Genomic DNA, 19,540 nt, shown 5'->3' with positions numbered 1-19,540 from the left:
GTTAATGAAACACCTTGCCCGAATAGGCCATCGCCTCAAACCATTTTTCCATATCCAGTTCTAGCTTTTCGCCTTTAGCTTCTAAATAAGCAATCAAATCTTCGGTAGCCATATTGCCGGTCAGTTCATCGGCAGCCATTGGGCAACCGCCAAAACCTTTCAAGGCGCTGTCAAAACGTTTGCAACCAGCTTCATAAGCGGCCTCGATCTTTTCTAATCGGGTAGTGGGCGTGCTGTGCAAGTGGATTCCTATTTCGGTTTGTTCAAATCTTTTAACCAGGGCTGGTAAAATTGTTTTGATCTTTTCTGGCGAAGAAACGCCTGTTGTATCGGCCAGGGAAAGAATTTTTACGCCTCGTTTAACCAGCTCATCTGCCCAATGTTCTACAATTTCTACATTCCACTCATCGCCATAAGGATTGCCGAAACCCATAGAGAGATAAACAACCGCTGTTTTATTGTTTTTATCGCATAAATTGAGCATTTCTTCGACCGTGTTTAACGATTGAGCAATGCTTGAGTTCGTGTTGCGTTGCTGGAAGGTCTCAGACACCGAAAAAGGAAATCCGAGGTAAGTGATGGCTTGATGCTGAACGGCTTCTTCTACACCCCTTAAATTAGCTACAATGGCCAATAGCTTAGACCTTGTGCTTGACAAATCCAGCAAATCCAATACTTCTTTGGTATCACGCAGCTGCGGAATGGCCTTTGGCGATACAAAACTCCCAAAATCGATGGTGTCAAAACCTACCTTTAACAAAAGATTGATGTATTCGGCCTTAACGGTGGTAGGGATAAAGTCGTGCAGGCCTTGCATGGCATCGCGTGGGCATTCTACGAGTTTCATTTTCATTTGGTTAGGGGTATAGCGTATTGCGTCTAGCGTATTGCGTTTGGTTGTAAAGTTACAAAACGAATTGTCATGCAGAGCATAGCGAAGCATCTGTTCTTGAAATAGATTCCTCGTGCCTCGGAATGACAATTTTAGGTTAATGAAGTCATGACTAATAAGCTAACCAACCAATAAGCTAATGACTAATAAGCCAATGGTACCAACAAATAGTGGCAGTTTTGAGTTGCAGAGCAATGAACTAATGAACCAATGAACTATCCTTTTTATCCTCAGCTTCTAGCTTCGCTGTTTTAACAAATGGCCTAATGATCAAACGGGTACCCCTGTCATAACTAAAATAGCTCCATACCCAGTTTACAAACACCACGAGCTTGTTTCTAAAGCCAACCAAGGTCATCAAGTGCACAAACATCCAGGTAAACCAGGCAAATACACCTTGAAAACGGATTTTATTGATGTCGACCACTGCACGGTTCCTACCAACAGTAGCCATGGCACCTTTGTCAAAATATTTGAAGTTTTCCGTAGGTTCGTTATTGATGATGTGCATCAGGTTCTTGGCTAAAAGCTTGCCTTGCTGGATGGCTGCTGGCGCTACTCCCGGGTGCCCATTTGGGGTTTCATCGGTAATCATAGCTGCCACATCGCCAATGGCATAGATATTTTCATAGCCTTCCACTTTGTTGATCTTATCGACCTTTAAGCGATTGCCCCGCACAATTTTTTCGGGATTCAGTCCATTGAGCACTACGCCTTTTACGCCCGCACTCCAAATTACCGTAGAAGAGGCAATGGTTCTGCCATCTACAAAAGAAAGCACCTTTCCGTCATAAGCCTGTACACGGGTTTCGGTATATACTGTTACACCAAGTTCTTCTAAAAAGGCTTTTGATTTTTGTTGCGCCTGTACAGACATTGCACCTAAGAGCTCAGGAGAGCCTTCGATCAGGTAAATATTAACTTTATGGATATCCAGCTCTGGATAATCGTTTTTGAGTACGTGTTTTTTGAGTTCGGCAATGGCACCGGCAGTTTCAACCCCTGTTGGGCCACCGCCAACCACTACAAAATTTAAGAGTTCGGCCTCTTGCTCAGGCGTTTTGGCAATAAGCGAAGCTTCCAGGTTCTGCAAGATCAAGCTGCGCAGGTTCAAAGCCTCTGGAATAGATTTCATGGGCATGGCATTGTGCTCGATTTCCGTTTGCCCAAAGAAATTGCTGGTAGAGCCGGTGGCAATCACCAAATGATCGTATTTGATCTCGCCGATAGTGGTTAAAAGCGTATTGCTTTCGGGGATAACCTGTTCAACTTCGGTTACCCTAAAAGTAAGGTTTTTTTGGCCTTTGAATATTTTGCGGATAGGGAAGGCAATCGAGTCTGCTTCTAATCCGCCGGTAGCTACCTGATAAAGGAGTGGCTGAAAGGTATGGTAATTATGCCTGTCGAGAATAGTGACGTCTACATTCTTTTTGCGAAGTTTTTTGGCCAGCTCGATTCCGCCAAAACCGCCGCCAACAATTACTATTTTCTGCTTTTCGTTGTTCATATCTGATAAACCCATGAGCTTTGCATTTAGTTTAACAAATATAGATTTACTTTTAGCAATCCTGCTTAAACCAGTTTAAGAACGAGCTGTTTATGGTAATCTGATTGTAACAAAAAAAGGCCCCGAAACTTTCGGAGCCTTTTATATTATGGTTTTTTCAACTTATTTTTTCTTTTCGGTTTTCGACAAGTCGATTACGATTGGCGTAGAGATACACAATGACGAGTAGGTACCGATGATACGACCAATTAACAAGGCGAAGATAAATCCGCGGATGCTATCGCCACCGAAGATGAAGATCACCATTAACACGAAGAATACGGTTAACGAAGTTAGAATGGTACGGCTTAAGGTACTGTTCAAGGCAAAGTTGATCAATGTATTGCGTTCTTCGCCATATACATCGGTTTTGCCGCTTTCGCCCAATTTCTCGCGGATACGGTCAAATACAACCACGGTTTCTGTCATGGTGTAACCCATTACCGTTAAAATCGCGGCAATGAAATCTTGTCCAATCTCCAATGGGAAAGGCAACACGCCATCTAAAATAGTATAGAATGAAAGTACCAATAACACGTCGTGGAATAGCGCGATTACCGCACCCAAACCATATTGCCATTTTTTGAAACGGATCAAGATGTAGATAAACATCACCACACAAGAGAACAACACTGCACCATAAGCGCCATAGATAATATCATTGGCAATGGTAGGGGTTACCTTTTGTGAACTTTCAATGCTATATTTTGAACCCAATTCATCCAGACCTTTTCTTAAGGCGGTTTCAACTACTTTATCCGCATTTTGATCTTGGTCGTTGATATGGAAAGGGGTGGTGATTTTTAATGAATTGTCGGTTCCGGCTGTTTTAACCAAAGCCTCTTCGCCATCAAAATTGGCCGATAATTTTTTAGAAACTTCTTCAGTGTTCAATTGCTTGTCGAACTTCACCATGTAAGTTCTGCCACCTTTAAAATCGACACCTAGGTGCAAACCGCCATTTTTTACATAAAAACCAACACCGGCCAAAATGATCAATGATGAGATTACATAATAAAGCTTTCTGCGGCCAACAAAGTTGAAGGCAATATTCTTGAATGCATTTCTGGTTACGCTGTTATCGAAAGAGATATTCGCTTTTTTGCTCAATAAACCTTCGAAAATTACCCGAGAAATAGCTACGGCTGCAAATAACGAAGTTACGATACCTACCATTAAGGTTACCGCGAAACCGCGTACCGGACCTGTACCGAAGATCGCCAAGATTGCTCCCAAGATGAACAAGGTAACGTTTGAGTCGATGATAGAAGACATCGCATGCTTGAAGCCTTCTTTAATAGAAACGGCTGTGCTTTTGCCTTGTGCCAGCTCTTCACGCACCCGCTCAAATATCAAGATGTTCGCATCTACCGATAAACCAATGGTTAATACGATACCAGCAATACCTGGAAGGGTTAGCACCATACCGAAAGCGGCCAACACGCCCATGATAAAGAACAAGTTGATCAATAGTGCCAAGTTAGCTACCCAACCTGCTTTGTTGTAGTATAGGGCCATAAAGGCTAAGATTACAACGAATGCAATGATGAATGAAGCTAAACCGCTATCGATAGCTTGTTGACCCAATGAAGGACCTACGATGAAATCTGATACGATTTTAGCAGGAGCAGGTAATTTACCCGCTTTTAAGATATTGGCTAAATCTTTGGTATCTTCTTTGGTGAAGCTGCCAGAGATAGAAGAAACACCGTTAGGAATTTCGTTTTGTACAGTTGGAGCAGAATAAACCGTGTTATCTAATACGATAGCAATGGCTTTTTTGTTGTTTGGATCAGCTGCAGCATCTGCAGTGATTTTTTTCCATTTGGTAGCACCTTCAGAAGTCATGTACATGGTTACTTCTGGTCTGTTTTGCTGATCGTAGCTATCGCGTGCATCAGCAATGGCATCGCCACCTAAATCAGGTTTGCCATCTAAGGTGGTTACTTTAATGGCATAAAGCTCAAAAAGTTTAGTACCGGTTCTAGGTTTGGCACTCCACATGAACCTCATGCTGCCAGGAATAATAGGCTTTACTTCGGCTTTTGCAAAGAAAGCATTGATCTTAGCGGTATCTTTTTGCATCGCTACCCCAACAATTGCACCTGGTATAAACGACATTTGGCCGGCTTCATTTGGAGCAACAGAAGGCTGTAATACTGCAAATAAAGGGTTCTTTTTAGCTTCGTTAAGTGTTTTGCTTGCTTTAGAAGTATCGGCAGTGTTATTGCCTTTGGTAGTTAAGCCCGCTAATTTACCACCTTTTTTGGTGGTATCGCCAGCAACGGCAGGCGTAGCGGCCACTGTATCTTTTACCGAAGCAGCTAAGGTTTTGTTGATGTTATCTAAAATACCATAAGTTTCTTCGTTTTGGTAAACTTGCCAGAACTGCAATTCTGCAGAACCCTGTAATAATTTACGTACACGTTCTTTGTCTTGGATACCCGGCATCTCAATGAAGATCCTGTTTGAACCTTCTTGTTTTTGCATGTTCGGACTTACTACACCAAAACCGTCGATACGGCTACGTAGGATAGTGAATGAACGATCGATCGCGCTAGTGGCCTGAGTAGACAAGAAGCTCTTTACATCGGCATTGCTTGCGTTTGCTTTTAAGAGCGCAGCGTTATCTTGGTTAGCAAAGAAATCTGCTAATTTTCCGTTAGGTACAAGTTTTTCGTATTCGTTAATAAACAAAGAGATGAAATCCTTTCCACCGGCTGCCATTTGCTGTTGTGCATTTTTCAGTGCCTGGTTAAAATTGGCATCGTTGGTGTTACCTGCCAAAGATTTGGTCAGCTCTGCCAACGAAATCTCCATGGTAACGTTCATACCACCTTTTAAGTCAAGACCAAGGTTAATTTCCTTGCTTTTTACTTGTTGATAGGTTAGGCCTAATCCAGGATAAACTGGAAGTGTCGCCATCGAATCTAAATAGGCTTTTTCCTTAACGGCGTCGCCTTTGGCATACTCTTTGGCTTTTTTCTCTACATTATAAGTAACTAGATTAAACGAAAGTGAATACAGACAGACAATACCCAATAGTATTGCCATAAATTTAATAAAACCTTTACCTTGCATTTGTTTGTCTTTTGTATATAATTTTTTCTATAGTATGCTGTTTTTAAACAAGTCGGCAAATCTAATTATTTTTTTAAATAATAGGACTTCTTATTGTAATTTTATTAAGGAAGTTCGACTACAGGCGTTCGAGCGTTGAAAAAGTATAGCTAAATGCGTTTTTTTCGTCGGGAGAATGGCTTTCTTTATCGGTTTCCGTCCATTCGTTCCTATCGATTTCTGGAAAAAATGCATCTGCATCGAACGATTGATGCACGGTAGTGAGGTAAATTTTTTGTGCCAAAGGCAAAGCTGTTTTATAGATTTCGGCACCGCCGATTATAAACACTTCATTTTCATCGGCGCATAAGGCAATTGCATCGTTAAGGCTATTCACCACCGCTACGCCCTCAAGCTGTAGGTCGCTTTGGCGGGTAATGATGATATTCCGTCTGTTTGGCAAGGGCCTGCCAATAGAATCGTAGGTTTTACGGCCCATGATAATCGTATGGCCTGAGGTAATTTGTTTAAAGTGCTTGAGGTCTGCAGGCAAGTGCCACAGCAATTCATTGTTTTTGCCGATGGCATTGTTTTCGGCTATGGCTACTACTAGGGATAATTTCATTAGTTGATTAGAGGGTTCTAGATGATGCAAAGGTAGATGTACAAATGAATTAGGAAGAACTTATTTTCCAACATAGTGCTGTTATTCGAATTTGGTTTGTACTATAAGTTATCTTCGCCTCACTGCCGGCTGGGCTAGTCCTTTTGTCTTGAAACAAAAGTGACCAAAAGTTCAAGGCCTCAAACCTTTGTTGCAATTGCTAAATCTACGCGCTAGTGGCGCAAGGCCAAGCCGTGGTTACGGTAGTGCTTGAACTGTATTAGTGCACCACTTTTGCGCCCTTGCTGTTAATTGCAAAATGAAAGGTAGTGTAACGCTTCGATTTGCCCTTGCTTCCAAAGTTTTATAGGCCGGAAGGCAATTCGCCATTCCCCTCCCATGGAGGGGTGCCTGAAAGGCGGGGTGGTTGAGATGATGATTTATGAGATAGGTACGACCCCTAATGACTAATGAACTAGTGAACCAATGAACACTTATTAAACCGCAACAATTCCTTTAATATGTGGGTGCGGATCGTAATCTTTTAGGGCAAAGTCTTCGAATTTGAAGTCGAAAATGTTTTTGACTGCTGGATTGATTTCCATGGTTGGCAATGGCCTTGGATCTCTGCTCAATTGGAGCCTGGCCTGTTCGATGTGGTTGTTGTACAAATGGGCATCGCCAAGGGTATGCACAAAATCGCCATATTCCAATCCGCAAACCTGCGCCACCATCATGGTTAGCAAGGCATAAGAAGCGATGTTGAAAGGAACGCCCAAGAAAATATCCGCACTGCGCTGGTACAGTTGGCAGCTCAATTTACCTTCGGCTACGTAAAATTGGAAAAAGGCATGGCAAGGTGGCAAAGCCATGTTTTCTACTTCGGCCACGTTCCAGGCTGATACAATAATCCTTCTTGAATCAGGATTGTTTTTGATCATGTTTACGATTTGGCTGATCTGATCAATGGTTTGGCCATCGGGTTTTGGCCACGAGCGCCATTGTGAGCCATAAACGGGACCTAGGTTGCCATCGGCATCTGCCCATTCGTCCCAGATCCTTACGCCATTGTCTTTCAGGTATTTGATGTTGGTGTCGCCACTCAAAAACCAAATGAGCTCATGAATAATAGATTTGAGGTGCAGTTTTTTGGTGGTGACCATCGGAAAGCCCTCCTGCAGGTTAAAACGCATCTGATAGCCGAAAACGCTAATGGTGCCTGTTCCTGTACGATCGTGTTTTTGCGTGCCATGGTCTAGCACATGTTGCATCAAATCTAAATACTGTTTCATAATCTTTTAAAGCCGAGCGAGCTCTACCCGCTAGCATACAAAGTTAAGCAATTTTAGCTCCTTGGCGACTGAGGTTTTTCTTAACATTTGGTCATTTTTCCAATTCGTAAAAAAATAAATTAGCTTTGGACATCAAATAACCGTCATTATGCTCAGAAAAATAGCGCTGTCTTTTGTTTGCCTCCTGTTGGCTACTGGTGTTTTTGCACAGTCGCCAAAAGCGTTGCAATTGTCTGATGCCGCTTTGGCCCTCACTAAACAGAAGGTGGTTTACGATCCGGCCTATTTTAAAATTCCCTATCCCAATGGCGACGTGCCCGCTGGAAAAGGCGTTTGCACCGATGTGGTGATCAGGGCCTATCGTACCTTGGGCACCGATCTGCAAAAGGAAGTGCATGAGGATATGAAGCGTAATTTTAAGCTTTATCCCAAAGATTGGGGACGTAAAACTCCAGATCCAAACATCGACCACCGCAGGGTATATAACCTGATGGTGTTTTTTGGAAGAAAGGGCACCAAACAAACCATGAGCAAAAAGACGGAAGATTACAAGCCGGGCGACATCGTCTGTTGGAACCTGAGCGGCAATATCTCGCATATTGGTTTAGTGGTCAATAAAAAATCGGCCGATAACAAAAGATACCTTATCGTACACAACATTGGCAACGGGCAGGAAATCTCAGATTGCCTGTTTTCATGGAAAATCATCGGCCATTATCGGTATAAGATCTAATGGGCAATTCTTCAATCTAAAATTTAAATCTAAAATCGTCAATTTAAAACATGCTCGCTTTTGCCAATGCCAAGATCAATTTAGGGTTGTTGCTTACCGAAAAGAGGAGCGATGGTTACCATAACCTGGAAACGGTGTTTTATCCCATCAAATTGCATGATGTGATAGAACTGGTGGATGCAGACCATACTTTTTGTACCATCAAGGGGATCGATATTCCCGGCGATGCCGCAGACAACCTCTGTTTAAAGGCTTTTAAGCAATTACAGGCCGATTTTAACCTGCCACAGCAGCAAATCATCTTGTTGAAGAATATTCCTGTTGGAGCAGGCTTGGGTGGCGGCTCTGCAGACGCTGCTTTCCTGATCAAGCTGACAAATGAAAAGTTTGAATTGGGGATGAGTATTGAGCAAATGCAGGATTATGCCCGTGTTTTAGGGGCTGATTGTGCCTTTTTCATTGTAAACCAGCCTGCCTATGCCTACGAGAAGGGCGATCGATTTGAAAGCGTTGAAATAGATCTTTCCAAATATTTCATGGTATTGGTTAAGCCATCGGTGCACGTATCAACTGCTGAAGCTTATCGTAACGTAAAAGTAAACCAGCCTTCGGTTTCCCTCAAAGATTTGATACATTTGTCCATTGCCGAATGGAAAACAAGGATAGTTAACGATTTTGAGGCCTCGGTTTTTGCCCAATATCCGCAAATTGACGAAATAAAAACAAAGCTTTACGCCGCAGGTGCTACATTTGTGCTCATGAGCGGCAGCGGCTCTTCGGTGTTTGCAATTTTTGAGCAGCCTGTTTCCCTGCCGGAACTAGAACAAGAGAACCTGGTTTTTTATGATGTTTGAGGAAGAGGGAAGATGGAAAAGGTAAGATGGAAAAGGGAAAATGTAAGAGGTAAGATGGAAGAGGGGTTGCAAACTGTTAACTGAAAACTAACCAGGTCTTGCTACTTGATACTATATCTGGGTAAGATGGAAGAGGGATTGCAAACTGTTAACTGTTAACTGAAAACTAACCAAGTCTTGCTACTCGATACCTGCTACTTGATACTATATCTGGGTAAGATGGAAAAGGTAAGATGGAAGATGGAAAAGGGAAGAGGGAAGATGGATTGCAAACTGTTAACTGAAAACTAATCAAGTCTTGCTACTTGCTACTTGATACTTGATACTGTATCTGGGTAAGATGGAAAAGGGATTGCAAACTGTTAACTGAAAACTAACCAGGTCTTGCTACTCGATACTTGCTACTTGATACTAATAATACAACATGGAGATTAATCTCAGCCGCAAAAGCGGAAAATTCAATTTTGAAGCTGTAAATGAAAATGGATTTACGGTAGAGTTAGATGCCAAGCCGGCCATTGGTGGCGAAGGCAAGGGCTTTAGGCCTATGGAAACCCTTTTGGTTGGCCTAGGGGGATGCAGCGGCATCGACGTTGTAAACGTGTTGACCAAACAAAAAGAGCCTTTAGATGATATCAAAATCAATATCAAGGCAACGCGTAAGGACGAAGAAATGCCTCCGATTTTTGATGTAATCGATATCCATTTTGAACTTTATGGCGATCTAAGCGTAGCCAAGGTAGAAAGAGCCATCCAAATGACTTTTGATAAATATTGTTCTGTTTCCAATATCCTCGGCCGTTCGGCGACCATTAATTTTTCTTACGCAATTAAATAAAAAAAAATACGGCGTCTCGATACTTGATACTAATATCTTGATACTTGACACCCACATCTCGATACTAATAATACAATGAAAAACGAAAATTTTGAAACCATAGCCATCCGTACCCAAATTGAAAGAAGCCTGCACAAAGAACATTCTTCGCCCATCTTTTTAACCTCAAGCTACAAGTTTGATGATGCCGAAGAAATGCGTGCGCTTTTTGCCAATGAGAAGGAAGGAAACGTATACAGCCGTTACTCAAACCCAAATACTTCAGAGTTCATTGAAAAAATGTGCTTGTTAGAGGGGGCAGAAGACGGTTTTGCAACGGCAACGGGTATGGCTTCTATTTTCACTACTTTCGGTGCTTTTCTAAAAAGTGGCGATCATATCGTATCAAGTCGTTCTGTTTTCGGTTCCACCCACCAGTTGCTGACGAATGTATTTTCTAAATGGGGCGTTACTTTTGATTATGCCGATTTAGACAAACCTGATGATTGGGAGGGACTGATCAAGCCAAATACCAAGATCATTTTTGTAGAAACCCCATCAAATCCTGGAATTGATATCATCGATTTGGAATTTTTAGGCGCTTTGGCTAAAAAACACAATGTGCTTTTGGTAGTTGACAACTGTTTTGCTACCCCATACCTGCAACAGCCGATCAAATTGGGCGCGCACATTTCCATCCACTCGGCTACGAAATATATCGATGGCCAAGGTCGCGTTTTGGGAGGCATTATTTTGGGTAGCAAAGAGCTGATTGCTGAAATTGTTGCATTTGCACGTCACAGTGGACCTTCTTTGTCGCCGTTTAATGCTTGGATTTTATCGAAAAGCTTGGAAACATTGGCCGTTCGTATGGATCGCCATTGCGAAAACGCCTTGAAGGTTGCCGAATATTTGGAGAAGCACCCTAAAATCAAATTGGTGAAATATCCGTTCCTGCCATCGCATCCACAATATCAAATTGCCAAAAAGCAAATGAAACAGGGTGGAGGCATCGTAACTATTGTAGTGAATGGCGGTGTAGAAGGAGCGCGCAAATTTATGGACGGGCTTCAGATGTTCTCGATTTCTGCAAACCTGGCCGATACGAGGTCTATTGCTACGCATCCGGCTACGAGCACCCATAGCAAACTTACCGAAGAGGAACGCAATATCGTTGGGATAGAGCAGGGATCAATCCGCTTGTCTATCGGCTTAGAGCATATCGACGATATTTTGTCGGACATTGAACAGGCGCTTGCCTAGTTCATTGGCTCGTTAGTTTATTTTAATGAATTCGCCGGTTTCATTTATTGTTGGAAGGTATTGGCTGTTGAATTGTTCAAATGCTGTATTAACTTTACACTTTCAACGCTAAACTTTCAACTTGTCGAGATGAACGACTGCGACTTTATTATTTCCGAGCTTAAATCCCTTTCAGATCCGGCACATCACCAGAAAATGCTTCATTTTGGCGTTGATAATACCCATGCTTTTGGGGTGAGTATGCCGAAGGTAAGGGCGCTGGCCAAACAGATCCGCAAGAATCAGGAGCTTTCGCTCGAACTTTGGAAAACAGGAATCCATGAGGCCAGGATTTTGGCGACGATCATTGGCGACTATAAATTGGTAACCGAACAGCAAATAGATAGCTGGACAAACGATTTTGCTTCTTGGGATGTATGTGATCAGGCCTGTGGAAATCTGTTCGTTAAAACGCCTTATTTCAAGCCGAAGGCTTTGGAGTATACCCAGGCAGAAAAGGAATTTGTAAAGCGCACCGGTTTTGTGCTCATGGCCGAAGCAGCCGTGCACCTGAAAAAGGAACCCAACGAAACATTCTTGGCCTTTTTTCCAATCATAGAACGGGAAGCCTGGGACCATCGGAATTTTGTGAAGAAGGCTGTGAATTGGGCCTTGAGGCAAATGGGCAAGCGCAATGCGTTTTTGTATGAACATGCCATCGCCACCGCTGAAAATATTTTAGCCCAACAAAACAAAAAAGCCAATTGGATAGCACTTGATGCCCTGCGAGAACTAAGGAACAAAGGGCCTAAGATAGAGTCCTGAGTCTGTAGTCCTGAGTCCGATTGTGATGAGTCATTTTCGAAACTAGACTTCGGACTTCCGACTTTCTGACTTCTGACTTTCCGACTTCGGATTCCCAACTAAGAACAGCCTCAAGAAATATAATCCCGATCCTCGTCGCTCAAAATAGACTTGTTTTCTACAGGTTGGTGTTTTTCGATTTCGGTGTCGTAGCTAGACAAGGTTTTTTTCGGTCTTCCGGCAATGAAGCCTAAAATAAAGCCGATCAAGATGCAAACTCCAATAACGATAAGCTTTGAGATGTACACTTCTTTTCCGAAGATAAAATCGAAGGGAACGGCTTCCCTGTTCACGAACAAGAAAGTGGTCAGCAGTGCAGTAACAACGATGATGAAGATGGTTTTTGCTTTCATATTTAGAAACTGTAGTTGAATATAAACTCTAAGATAGGGTTTTGATTGTAAATTTTATTCACAAAAACGGCCCTTAGACCCAAATCTATAACAGGTTGATAGCGCAAAAGGTTTAAGCTGCTGCGTAATTCGAGTCCAAAAGTTTTAGGCTCGCCCAAATTGGTCTCGGTACCAATGTTCTCGTAGTGGCTAAAAAACCCACCCCTAAAATTCCTGATGTAGGCCAAAGAGCCGATCTCCGCATCTGGAAAAGCAATTGGAAAACGGTAGCTGAGCAGGAGTGTGTTTTTCAGCTCGCTCCTTGCCCTGATCTGCCCATAGCCATAAACCGTATTGATTTCATTATTGCCCTTGAGTGAACCGCTGCTTTCCTGATAGTTGAAGCTGGCCATGAACGAATGGTTTTTGAATAAGCCGGGAAAATAGAGGGCGCTTTCGAAAGCGATCAAATCGCCATTCAATTGCTTGTCGAAGGGTTGGTTGTAATAGGTGAAGGTAACAGACTGCGCCCATTTTGGGGCCACGTCCCGCTCGGCCGCACGTACACTGTGGCCAAGGCCCAAACGGTAGCTCATCGGAAATTTGAGTGTATTGTTGAAAAGCTTTGCTTCTAATGGCTCGAAATTTCTTTGGGTATAGCTCGTTCCGATCTCGCCCAAAAAACTGTAGTTGTGGTTGTAGGCGTTTACGTTCAAGGGCACACTGGCTTTTAACTCGAGCATGTTTTCTCGCCAGTTGGCTTCGCGGATCTGTCCGTTAAGACGGTAATAAGCCAAGCGTGGACGGTTCCTAAAAGTAGCGCTCAACACCGGATACAGGCTTTTGTAAGTCAATCCGGCATTGTACTCCAGCTTTCTCAAATCGCTATGATAGCTTACGCCACCAAAAAAATCCATGGTGTTCAGCAAATCGTTTGATTTAAGCGCGATGCCAAGTCTGTCGTCGTCATCAACCGTTGGGCTGACGCTGTGAAAGGAAAAAGAGTGTGCCAATGGGCTGTATGGCTTAGAAACGTAAGTACTGTCGGGGATTTGCTTAAACACGTCGCCTGTATTTTCCTGCGCTTCGGCAGCTTCGCCAAAATAAACGAAATGGTTGGCCTGAATGGCTTTTGCTTCGATCGGGGCCTTTGCAATTTCGTAGCCCATGGCCTGGTAGTTGTTGAAAAGGATCGACTTTCCATCCGGAGTTAAATTTGCATTAAACGCGCCGTATTTTGCTGACGTTAGAGCGACGATCTTTTTGTCAGCAGGTGTTACCTCGTAAATATTGCCAAGCCCGCTTAAATGGGCGTTAAATGCGATTTTATCGCCAATGAATATCGGTCTGCTCAGCTGTTGCTTCGTGGGTGTGATAATTTCCTCGGTTTTGCCCGTTTCGTCAGCCAGCCAGAGCGACTTGCCTGCTTCGTTTACCGCAACCCAGCTCAGCTTTGAGCCATCGGCATTGAGGGCTGGAGTTTGCAGGATATGATTTGAAGGATTAGCATAGGTCTTCGTTATTTTTCCGCTGGCAATGTCGATCGCCACCAAATTAAATTGATTGCTCAGGTCTGCCTGTACGGCCAGCAATTTTTTTCCGTCTCCAGAAAGCGTAGGAGAGAAGAGCCTGCTCCTGAACGTGAGCTGCCGTTTGCTTTTCGTGGTAAAATCGTAAAGACAGATGACGCTGTAGTTTCGCTGCCTGTAGCGTGGGTCGTACCTGATCTCGTCCCAAACCAAAAGATTGTTGGCATAACTGAACCAAGCCTGTTCTTGGTAGCCGATTTTGAAGAGCCTTTCCTCGCTTTGATTTTCATTGACCAAGACAAATCCTGATACTTCGCCTTTGCTTTCCTTGAGCGCGAGCACTTGGCCATTGGGCAGTGCGGTAGGCAGGTAGTAGTTGGTGGCAATTCGAGACGGACGATTGAGACTTTGGTAATTGTTGCCTAGGTTTTGTTCGTCTTGTTGTTGCCAATCTTTTTTCAATTGCTCCAAAGTGTGGAGGTAAAATTTTCTGGTATTGTAGCCGGTGTATTTTTTTAGGCTCTGCGAAAAAGGGTAGAGGCGGAGTGGCCGACGGTGGATGTCGCCCAACAAGCTGTCGACGATTCCTTTTCCAAATTCTTTGCGGAGCTGCGAAGTGAGTAGGTAGCCCAATTGGTAGTAGCCCGGGGTCTGGTCTTTGTTCGATCCGAAGTAAGCTTTCGAGTAAGAAAAATTTTGTCCGCTCAGTAGCGAAGCCCTGAAAGGCATGACCCATGAAGGCTGCCTGCCGCGACCCGCATGGGTGAGGGAAGTCTCGGTGCTCACCGCATCGCCTTCGAAGAACCAAGTGGGGATGCTCGCACCCAAGTAGGCGAAGTAAATTTCTTCGGGAAAAGGGTGGGCCTGGCCACCCGTAATTTTGTCGAATTGGGCAACGTGCCTGAGCTCGTGAACTGCCAAATTATTGAGCCAATCCTGACTGTCAAATTGCTGGGGTGGAGTGGTGTTGAATTGCGACTTTTTTGGGGCCAGTTGAACAAAGCCATTTGCGATGGTTCCGCGGTTCTGAAACACGATAGGGATGCTCGTTTTTTGTCGCTCTAAACTACGGCCTACATAAGGGTAAATATGGGTAATAGTATTGGCCATTCTTTGGGCCTCTTTTTCGAGTTCGCTCGGATAGATCAGCCTGAAGCCATTGTGCTGAATCTGGCGCCATTTTACACTAAGTGGGTTTTGTTCGCTGTCGAAAATTTGGCCAAAACCGCTAAATGAAATAAAACTTAATATGAGTATGGTTAAAAGTCTGATTTTCAATTTATTTATTGCTATATTAAGTTTCATTAAGATGTGTTGCTAAAATTTTTAGTTTTTCAGAATTTTAAATCGATCTTTTATTTGATGTTTTAATTTAAGTTAAATTTTTTAAAATACTGATTTACATATTTTTATGATGTTTATATAAATCAACATAATCTACGGTATTTTATTGGAATTTATGCTGTTGAAGGTGTTTTTTTACAGCTTTAAGGAAATCAGAGAACGTTTTTAAAACCTGCTATTAAGGTACACTATTTCCTTCGGATTTTAAGCAAATTTTTTCGGTAAATTTTTACACATGTATACGTTTCTTCACACCCCTACCCTAGGATTGGATTGTAGAAATCGACTAAAAATCGATGAAAAAACTACTTGGTTTTTGTCAGTTTGAGGTGTGATTTGTTGTCTGGTTTTAACGCCAATTTTGCTTGAGTTGAAGCTTAAAAAATAAGCGTTTTGAAGACGGGTATAACTCCTGTTTCACTGACAAAAATAAGCTGATTTTTTGATGTCGGATTTGGCTATTTATTTATGCTAGGAGCTGGTGAAAACATGTCTTTGTTGAAGTCCTTTTTGAGGTTGTATACAGGGCAAAAATGATGGTTAAAAGTGATGCATTTGCTTGATATATGGAATGGTTTTTCCAGTGAAATATTGGATTGGAATCAGGTTTTAATCTAGTGTTTTTTATGGTTGATGTTAATGAAGTATGGGGTAAATTCGTTGATTTTTTCTGGTAAATCAGGAGCTTTGGAGATAGGAGATGAGGTAAAAACTAGGGCTTCAATCCATCAGTTTTAATGGTTGGATACCCTAATTTTTAGCTGAATTTTAAAACCTATCTTGGTAAATGAGCTGTTTTTTGAGGTTGAAAATTTGAAAAACAGATGGTATTATTGCATTTTTCTGAGTTTATTTCCAGCTATGTGTCTATGTGGTGATTAAAATCTTAGGTACTATTAGGTGTCTTAGATGGTTTAAAAACTGGCTTTTTTTTTATAGGATGTTATCATATAAGGCATTTAAGACCATGTTAATTGTGGCATTGTTATTAACCACATAGGCACATAGCTTAGATAGCCCTTTTTGTTCCTTGTTGCATATTATTAACCACATAGGCACATAGCTTAGATAGCTCTTTTTGTTCCTTGTTATAATATTCTTAAATGTCCTTATGTGTCTTAAATGGCTGAAAATCGGCTCTCTATGGCATATAAGACACTTAAAATTATCGTAGTGATAGGTTGTTGTTGACAATAGGCAGAGCGATTGGAAAGCTGTTTATGCCCATTTGTGATTAATAATTTTACGTGTTTTTTAATTGGTTAAACGACTAAAATTGAGTCCAAAGCTAAGCCCTATTGCGACGGTTTTTGTAGATCGGATAGATGAAAACGGCAGCCAAAATGAGTAGAGATCCTAGGTAAAAACCGCCTGTCATCTGCTCTCTTTGACCAAACAAAATGAAGGCCAAAACGATGCCATATACCGGCTCCAAATTGGTGATGAGCGCTACGCGAAATGCCGATAAGGTGCGCATAACCGATACCCCTGCAACGTAGGCCAGGGCCGTGCAAATGGTACCTAAAACCAAGAGGTAAAACCAGTCCATCAAGCTTAAATTAAAGGTCTCTGTGAGCAGGCTTTTGTCGAATAGACGGTAAATACTGATCCAGAAAAAGGCGCCGGCAAGCTCATAAAATCCAATGATGCTAGGGTTGTTTTTTTGCACCAGAGTGGAGTTAATGGTTGAAAAAAAGCTGGCGGCTACTGCAGACAATAGTCCAAAAATAATGCCTGTAGTGTACTTGGTTTCGAATTTAAAGATGAGGTAAATGCCCAAAATGATGAGTAATCCCACAAAGATATCGCCTTTAGAAATGGCATGTTTTTTTATTAAAGGCTCTAAAATGGCGATGAAAAGCGTAACGGAGGAGAGGCAAATCAAGCTTACGGAAACATTGGCTACCTTAATAGAATGGAAGAAAAAGATCCAATGGGTAGCTACGATACTGCCTGTAAAAAAGAATTTTAGAAACTGCGTACGGGTGACCTTGATGCTGGTCTTGCTCAGTTTAAAGTAAACGAATAAAGTAATGGAGGCAATTAAAACCCTATACCATACCATTTGCACGGCGCTAATGGAAATGAGTGCGCCTAAAATGCCCGTAAAACCCCAAATAAAAACGGTGAGGTGTAAAATTAATAGGTTTCGATTGGTGCTTGGAGTGGCTTTAAGGTCTGATTTCATTTTACTTTGGTGCTCTTCGCAGCAAATATAAGCCTAGCAAACCAAAAAAGACTGTAGGAAGCAATGTTGCCACGAGTGGGGGCAGTCCGCCTTTGGTAGAAAACATCTTGGCAAATTGGGTAAAAACGATGTACGCAAAACTCAAAATGATGCCAATTCCCAATGGCAAACCTACGCCACCACGTACTTTTCGCGATGACAGGGCAACGCCGATTAACGTCAATACAAATGCCGACAAAGGCTGAAACCAGCGTTTATACTGTTCAAAAAGCAAATCGCTCATTACGCCAGACCCTCTGATCCTTTCCTTTTTGATCTTATCGGAAAGTTCTTTATTGGTCATGCTTTCAAATACGTTCTGGTACACTGAAAAATCATCCGGACGCATATCTAAAACCGTATCTTTTTGTTTGTAGTTGGCATAAACCATCGATTCTTTGAGGGCATCTACATTTCTGATGGTGTAATTGCTAAGTTTCCAGGTTCTCTTAACCGAATCCCAGGTAATCTGTTCGGCCATCAGCTTTTTCTTTAAAATATCGCCTTTAAACTTGTCTAGCGAAAAACGATAGCCAATATTGGTCTTGTTGTCGAAATTATCGATGTAGATATAGGTGTTGCTATCCACTTTCATGTGGATATTCATTTTAATATAAGGGTCTTTGTCGTTTACAACCTCGTTTTCGAACTTGTTTTTGATCTTGTTGGTGTAGGGAAGTACGTATAGGTTAGAGAACAGGTTGACCGAAAAAATGATAAATGCCGAGATGAAATAGGGCCTTAAGAAGCGATTAAAACTCACGCCTCCACTTAAAATAGGCACAATTTCGGTCTGGTCGGCCATTTTAGCCGTAAAGAAAATTACGGCTATGAAATTGATCAACGGCGAAAGCATGTTTACATAAAATGGTATCGAACCGGCGTAGTATTGGGTAATGGTTTCCCAAATGCTCATGTTTTTCTCCAGAAAATCATCCAATTTCTCAGACAAATCGAAGATCACAATAATCACAACAAAGATGGCCAGGGTATAAATAAAGGTACCCAGGTACTTGCCAATGATGTAGCCGTCAATAATTTTAATGCGTCGCCTAATGAAATTCATTATAATTTATTGCCTAATATACTCACCATTTTGTTCTTCCAAGTGTAAAATTCGCCCGAAATGATTTTTTCGCGTGCTTCTTTTACCAGCCACAAATAAAAATGAAGGTTATGCAAGGTAGCGATTTGAGCGCCTAAAATTTCCTTAGAATGCATCAAGTGCCTTAAATAGGCTTTAGAATAAACCTGATCGGCAAAAAGATCGCTTTCGGCATCAATTGGCGAGAAATCGCTTTCCCATTTTTTGTTGCCGATGTTGATGATGCCATTTCTGGTAAAAAGCATGCCGTTACGGGCATTTCTGGTAGGCATTACGCAATCGAACATATCTATTCCAAGCGCAATATTCTCTAATATATTAATCGGTGTACCCACGCCCATGAGGTAACGAGGCTTGTCTACAGGCAAAATATCGCATACAACTTCTGTCATGGCATACATTTCCTCGGCAGGTTCGCCAACTGATAAACCACCAATGGCATTGCCTTCTCGGCCCATAGAAGCGATAAACTCGGCCGATTTCATCCTCAAATCCTTATAAACCGAACCTTGTACAATGGGGAAAAGCGTTTGCTCGTAGCCATATTTTGGCTCGGTTGTATCAACGCGCTCGCAGCAGCGTTTAAGCCACCTATGGGTCATGTTTAGCGAATTGGCCGCATACCTATAGTCGCAAGGATAGGGCGTACACTCGTCAAAAGCCATGATGATATCGGCACCAATGGTTCTTTGGATGTCCATGGCATATTCTGGCGTAAACAGGTGCTTAGAGCCATCAATATGTGAGCGAAAAGTAACGCCTTCTTCTTTGATTTTACGCACTTTGCTTAACGAATAGACCTGATAGCCACCACTGTCCGTTAAAATAGGCTTGTCCCAGCCAATGAATTTATGCAATCCGCCGACAGGTTCTAAAACTTCTAATCCTGGCCTCAGGTAGAGGTGATAAGTGTTACCTAGTATAATTTGGGCCTCGATATCGTCCTTAAGTTCTCTTTGGTGCACTGCCTTTACTGTTCCGGCCGTGCCTACAGGCATAAAAATAGGGGTTTGTATTTCGCCATGGGCGGTAGTAATTACGCCGGCCCTGGCCTTGGATGACGGGTCTTTAGCCTGTAAATCAAATTTCATCTGTTCTG

General features: G+C 42.4%; 15 protein-coding genes. 5 read left to right on the top strand and 10 right to left on the bottom strand.

Annotation, left to right across the window (positions count from 1 at the left end; translation table 11 throughout):
- Position 1: 1 nt before the first annotated feature.
- The 5 genes from AC570H_RS10390 to AC570H_RS10370 all read right to left on the bottom strand — a co-directional run bounded on the left by AC570H_RS10390 (position 2) and on the right by AC570H_RS10370 (position 7,394).
- Positions 2–853, bottom strand: coding sequence for a hydroxymethylglutaryl-CoA lyase (locus AC570H_RS10390; protein ID WP_497354408.1), 852 nt, complete (start codon positions 851–853; stop codon positions 2–4).
- Positions 854–1,091: 238 nt separating this feature from the next.
- Positions 1,092–2,414: an NAD(P)/FAD-dependent oxidoreductase gene (locus tag AC570H_RS10385; RefSeq protein ID WP_497354406.1), complete on the bottom strand. Its 1,323-nt coding sequence runs from the start codon at positions 2,412–2,414 to the stop codon at positions 1,092–1,094.
- 147 nt (positions 2,415–2,561) lie between these two features.
- Positions 2,562–5,519: a protein translocase subunit SecDF gene (secDF, locus tag AC570H_RS10380; protein WP_497354404.1), complete on the bottom strand. Its 2,958-nt coding sequence runs from the start codon at positions 5,517–5,519 to the stop codon at positions 2,562–2,564.
- Positions 5,520–5,637: 118 nt separating this feature from the next.
- The gene (locus tag AC570H_RS10375; protein WP_497354402.1) at positions 5,638–6,123 is read right to left on the bottom strand and encodes a dihydrofolate reductase; all 486 of its coding nucleotides are present in this window, start codon (positions 6,121–6,123) and stop codon (positions 5,638–5,640) included.
- A 476-nt stretch (positions 6,124–6,599) separates the two neighbouring features.
- The gene (locus tag AC570H_RS10370) at positions 6,600–7,394 is read right to left on the bottom strand and encodes a thymidylate synthase (protein WP_497354400.1); all 795 of its coding nucleotides are present in this window, start codon (positions 7,392–7,394) and stop codon (positions 6,600–6,602) included.
- A 148-nt stretch (positions 7,395–7,542) separates the two neighbouring features.
- Here AC570H_RS10370 and AC570H_RS10365 point away from each other — a divergent pair, with 148 nt between their 5' ends.
- The 5 genes from AC570H_RS10365 (at position 7,543) to AC570H_RS10345 (ending at position 11,865) form a co-directional block, all read left to right on the top strand.
- Complete coding sequence (locus tag AC570H_RS10365; RefSeq protein ID WP_497354398.1) at positions 7,543–8,127, top strand: DUF1287 domain-containing protein; 585 nt, start codon at positions 7,543–7,545, stop codon at positions 8,125–8,127.
- A gap of 50 nt (positions 8,128–8,177) precedes the next feature.
- Positions 8,178–8,981 (top strand): 4-(cytidine 5'-diphospho)-2-C-methyl-D-erythritol kinase, encoded by an 804-nt coding sequence (ispE, locus tag AC570H_RS10360; RefSeq protein WP_497354396.1) that lies wholly within the window; start codon positions 8,178–8,180, stop codon positions 8,979–8,981.
- Between the two features lie 424 nt (positions 8,982–9,405).
- Entirely contained in the window at positions 9,406–9,819 is a 414-nt protein-coding gene (locus tag AC570H_RS10355) for an OsmC family protein (RefSeq protein WP_497354394.1), read from the top strand.
- Between the two features lie 75 nt (positions 9,820–9,894).
- Positions 9,895–11,061 (top strand): trans-sulfuration enzyme family protein, encoded by a 1,167-nt coding sequence (locus AC570H_RS10350; protein WP_497354392.1) that lies wholly within the window; start codon positions 9,895–9,897, stop codon positions 11,059–11,061.
- A gap of 129 nt (positions 11,062–11,190) precedes the next feature.
- Positions 11,191–11,865: a DNA alkylation repair protein gene (locus AC570H_RS10345; RefSeq protein ID WP_497354390.1), complete on the top strand. Its 675-nt coding sequence runs from the start codon at positions 11,191–11,193 to the stop codon at positions 11,863–11,865.
- Positions 11,866–11,975: 110 nt separating this feature from the next.
- Here AC570H_RS10345 and AC570H_RS10340 read toward each other — a convergent pair whose 3' ends face one another.
- From AC570H_RS10340 to tgt, 5 genes are all read right to left on the bottom strand, one after another.
- The gene (locus tag AC570H_RS10340) at positions 11,976–12,257 is read right to left on the bottom strand and encodes a hypothetical protein (protein ID WP_497354388.1); all 282 of its coding nucleotides are present in this window, start codon (positions 12,255–12,257) and stop codon (positions 11,976–11,978) included.
- A gap of 2 nt (positions 12,258–12,259) precedes the next feature.
- A complete protein-coding gene (locus AC570H_RS10335; protein ID WP_497354386.1) occupies positions 12,260–15,043 on the bottom strand; it encodes a TolB family protein in 2,784 nt (927 codons plus the stop codon).
- Between the two features lie 1,354 nt (positions 15,044–16,397).
- Positions 16,398–17,297, bottom strand: coding sequence for a DMT family transporter (locus AC570H_RS10330; RefSeq protein WP_497354385.1), 900 nt, complete (start codon positions 17,295–17,297; stop codon positions 16,398–16,400).
- A 1-nt stretch (position 17,298) separates the two neighbouring features.
- Complete coding sequence (locus AC570H_RS10325) at positions 17,299–18,402, bottom strand: LptF/LptG family permease (RefSeq protein WP_497354383.1); 1,104 nt, start codon at positions 18,400–18,402, stop codon at positions 17,299–17,301.
- Positions 18,402–19,532: a tRNA guanosine(34) transglycosylase Tgt gene (gene tgt / locus AC570H_RS10320; RefSeq protein WP_497354381.1), complete on the bottom strand. Its 1,131-nt coding sequence runs from the start codon at positions 19,530–19,532 to the stop codon at positions 18,402–18,404. The genes AC570H_RS10325 and tgt overlap by 1 nt, the downstream gene beginning before the upstream one ends.
- Between the last annotated feature and the right edge of the window lie 8 nt (positions 19,533–19,540).

The sequence above is a fragment of the Pedobacter sp. B4419 genome, assembly GCF_059693725.1.
Note: the sequence above shows the minus strand (reverse complement) of the source record. Positions and strands in the feature narration are given on the sequence as shown.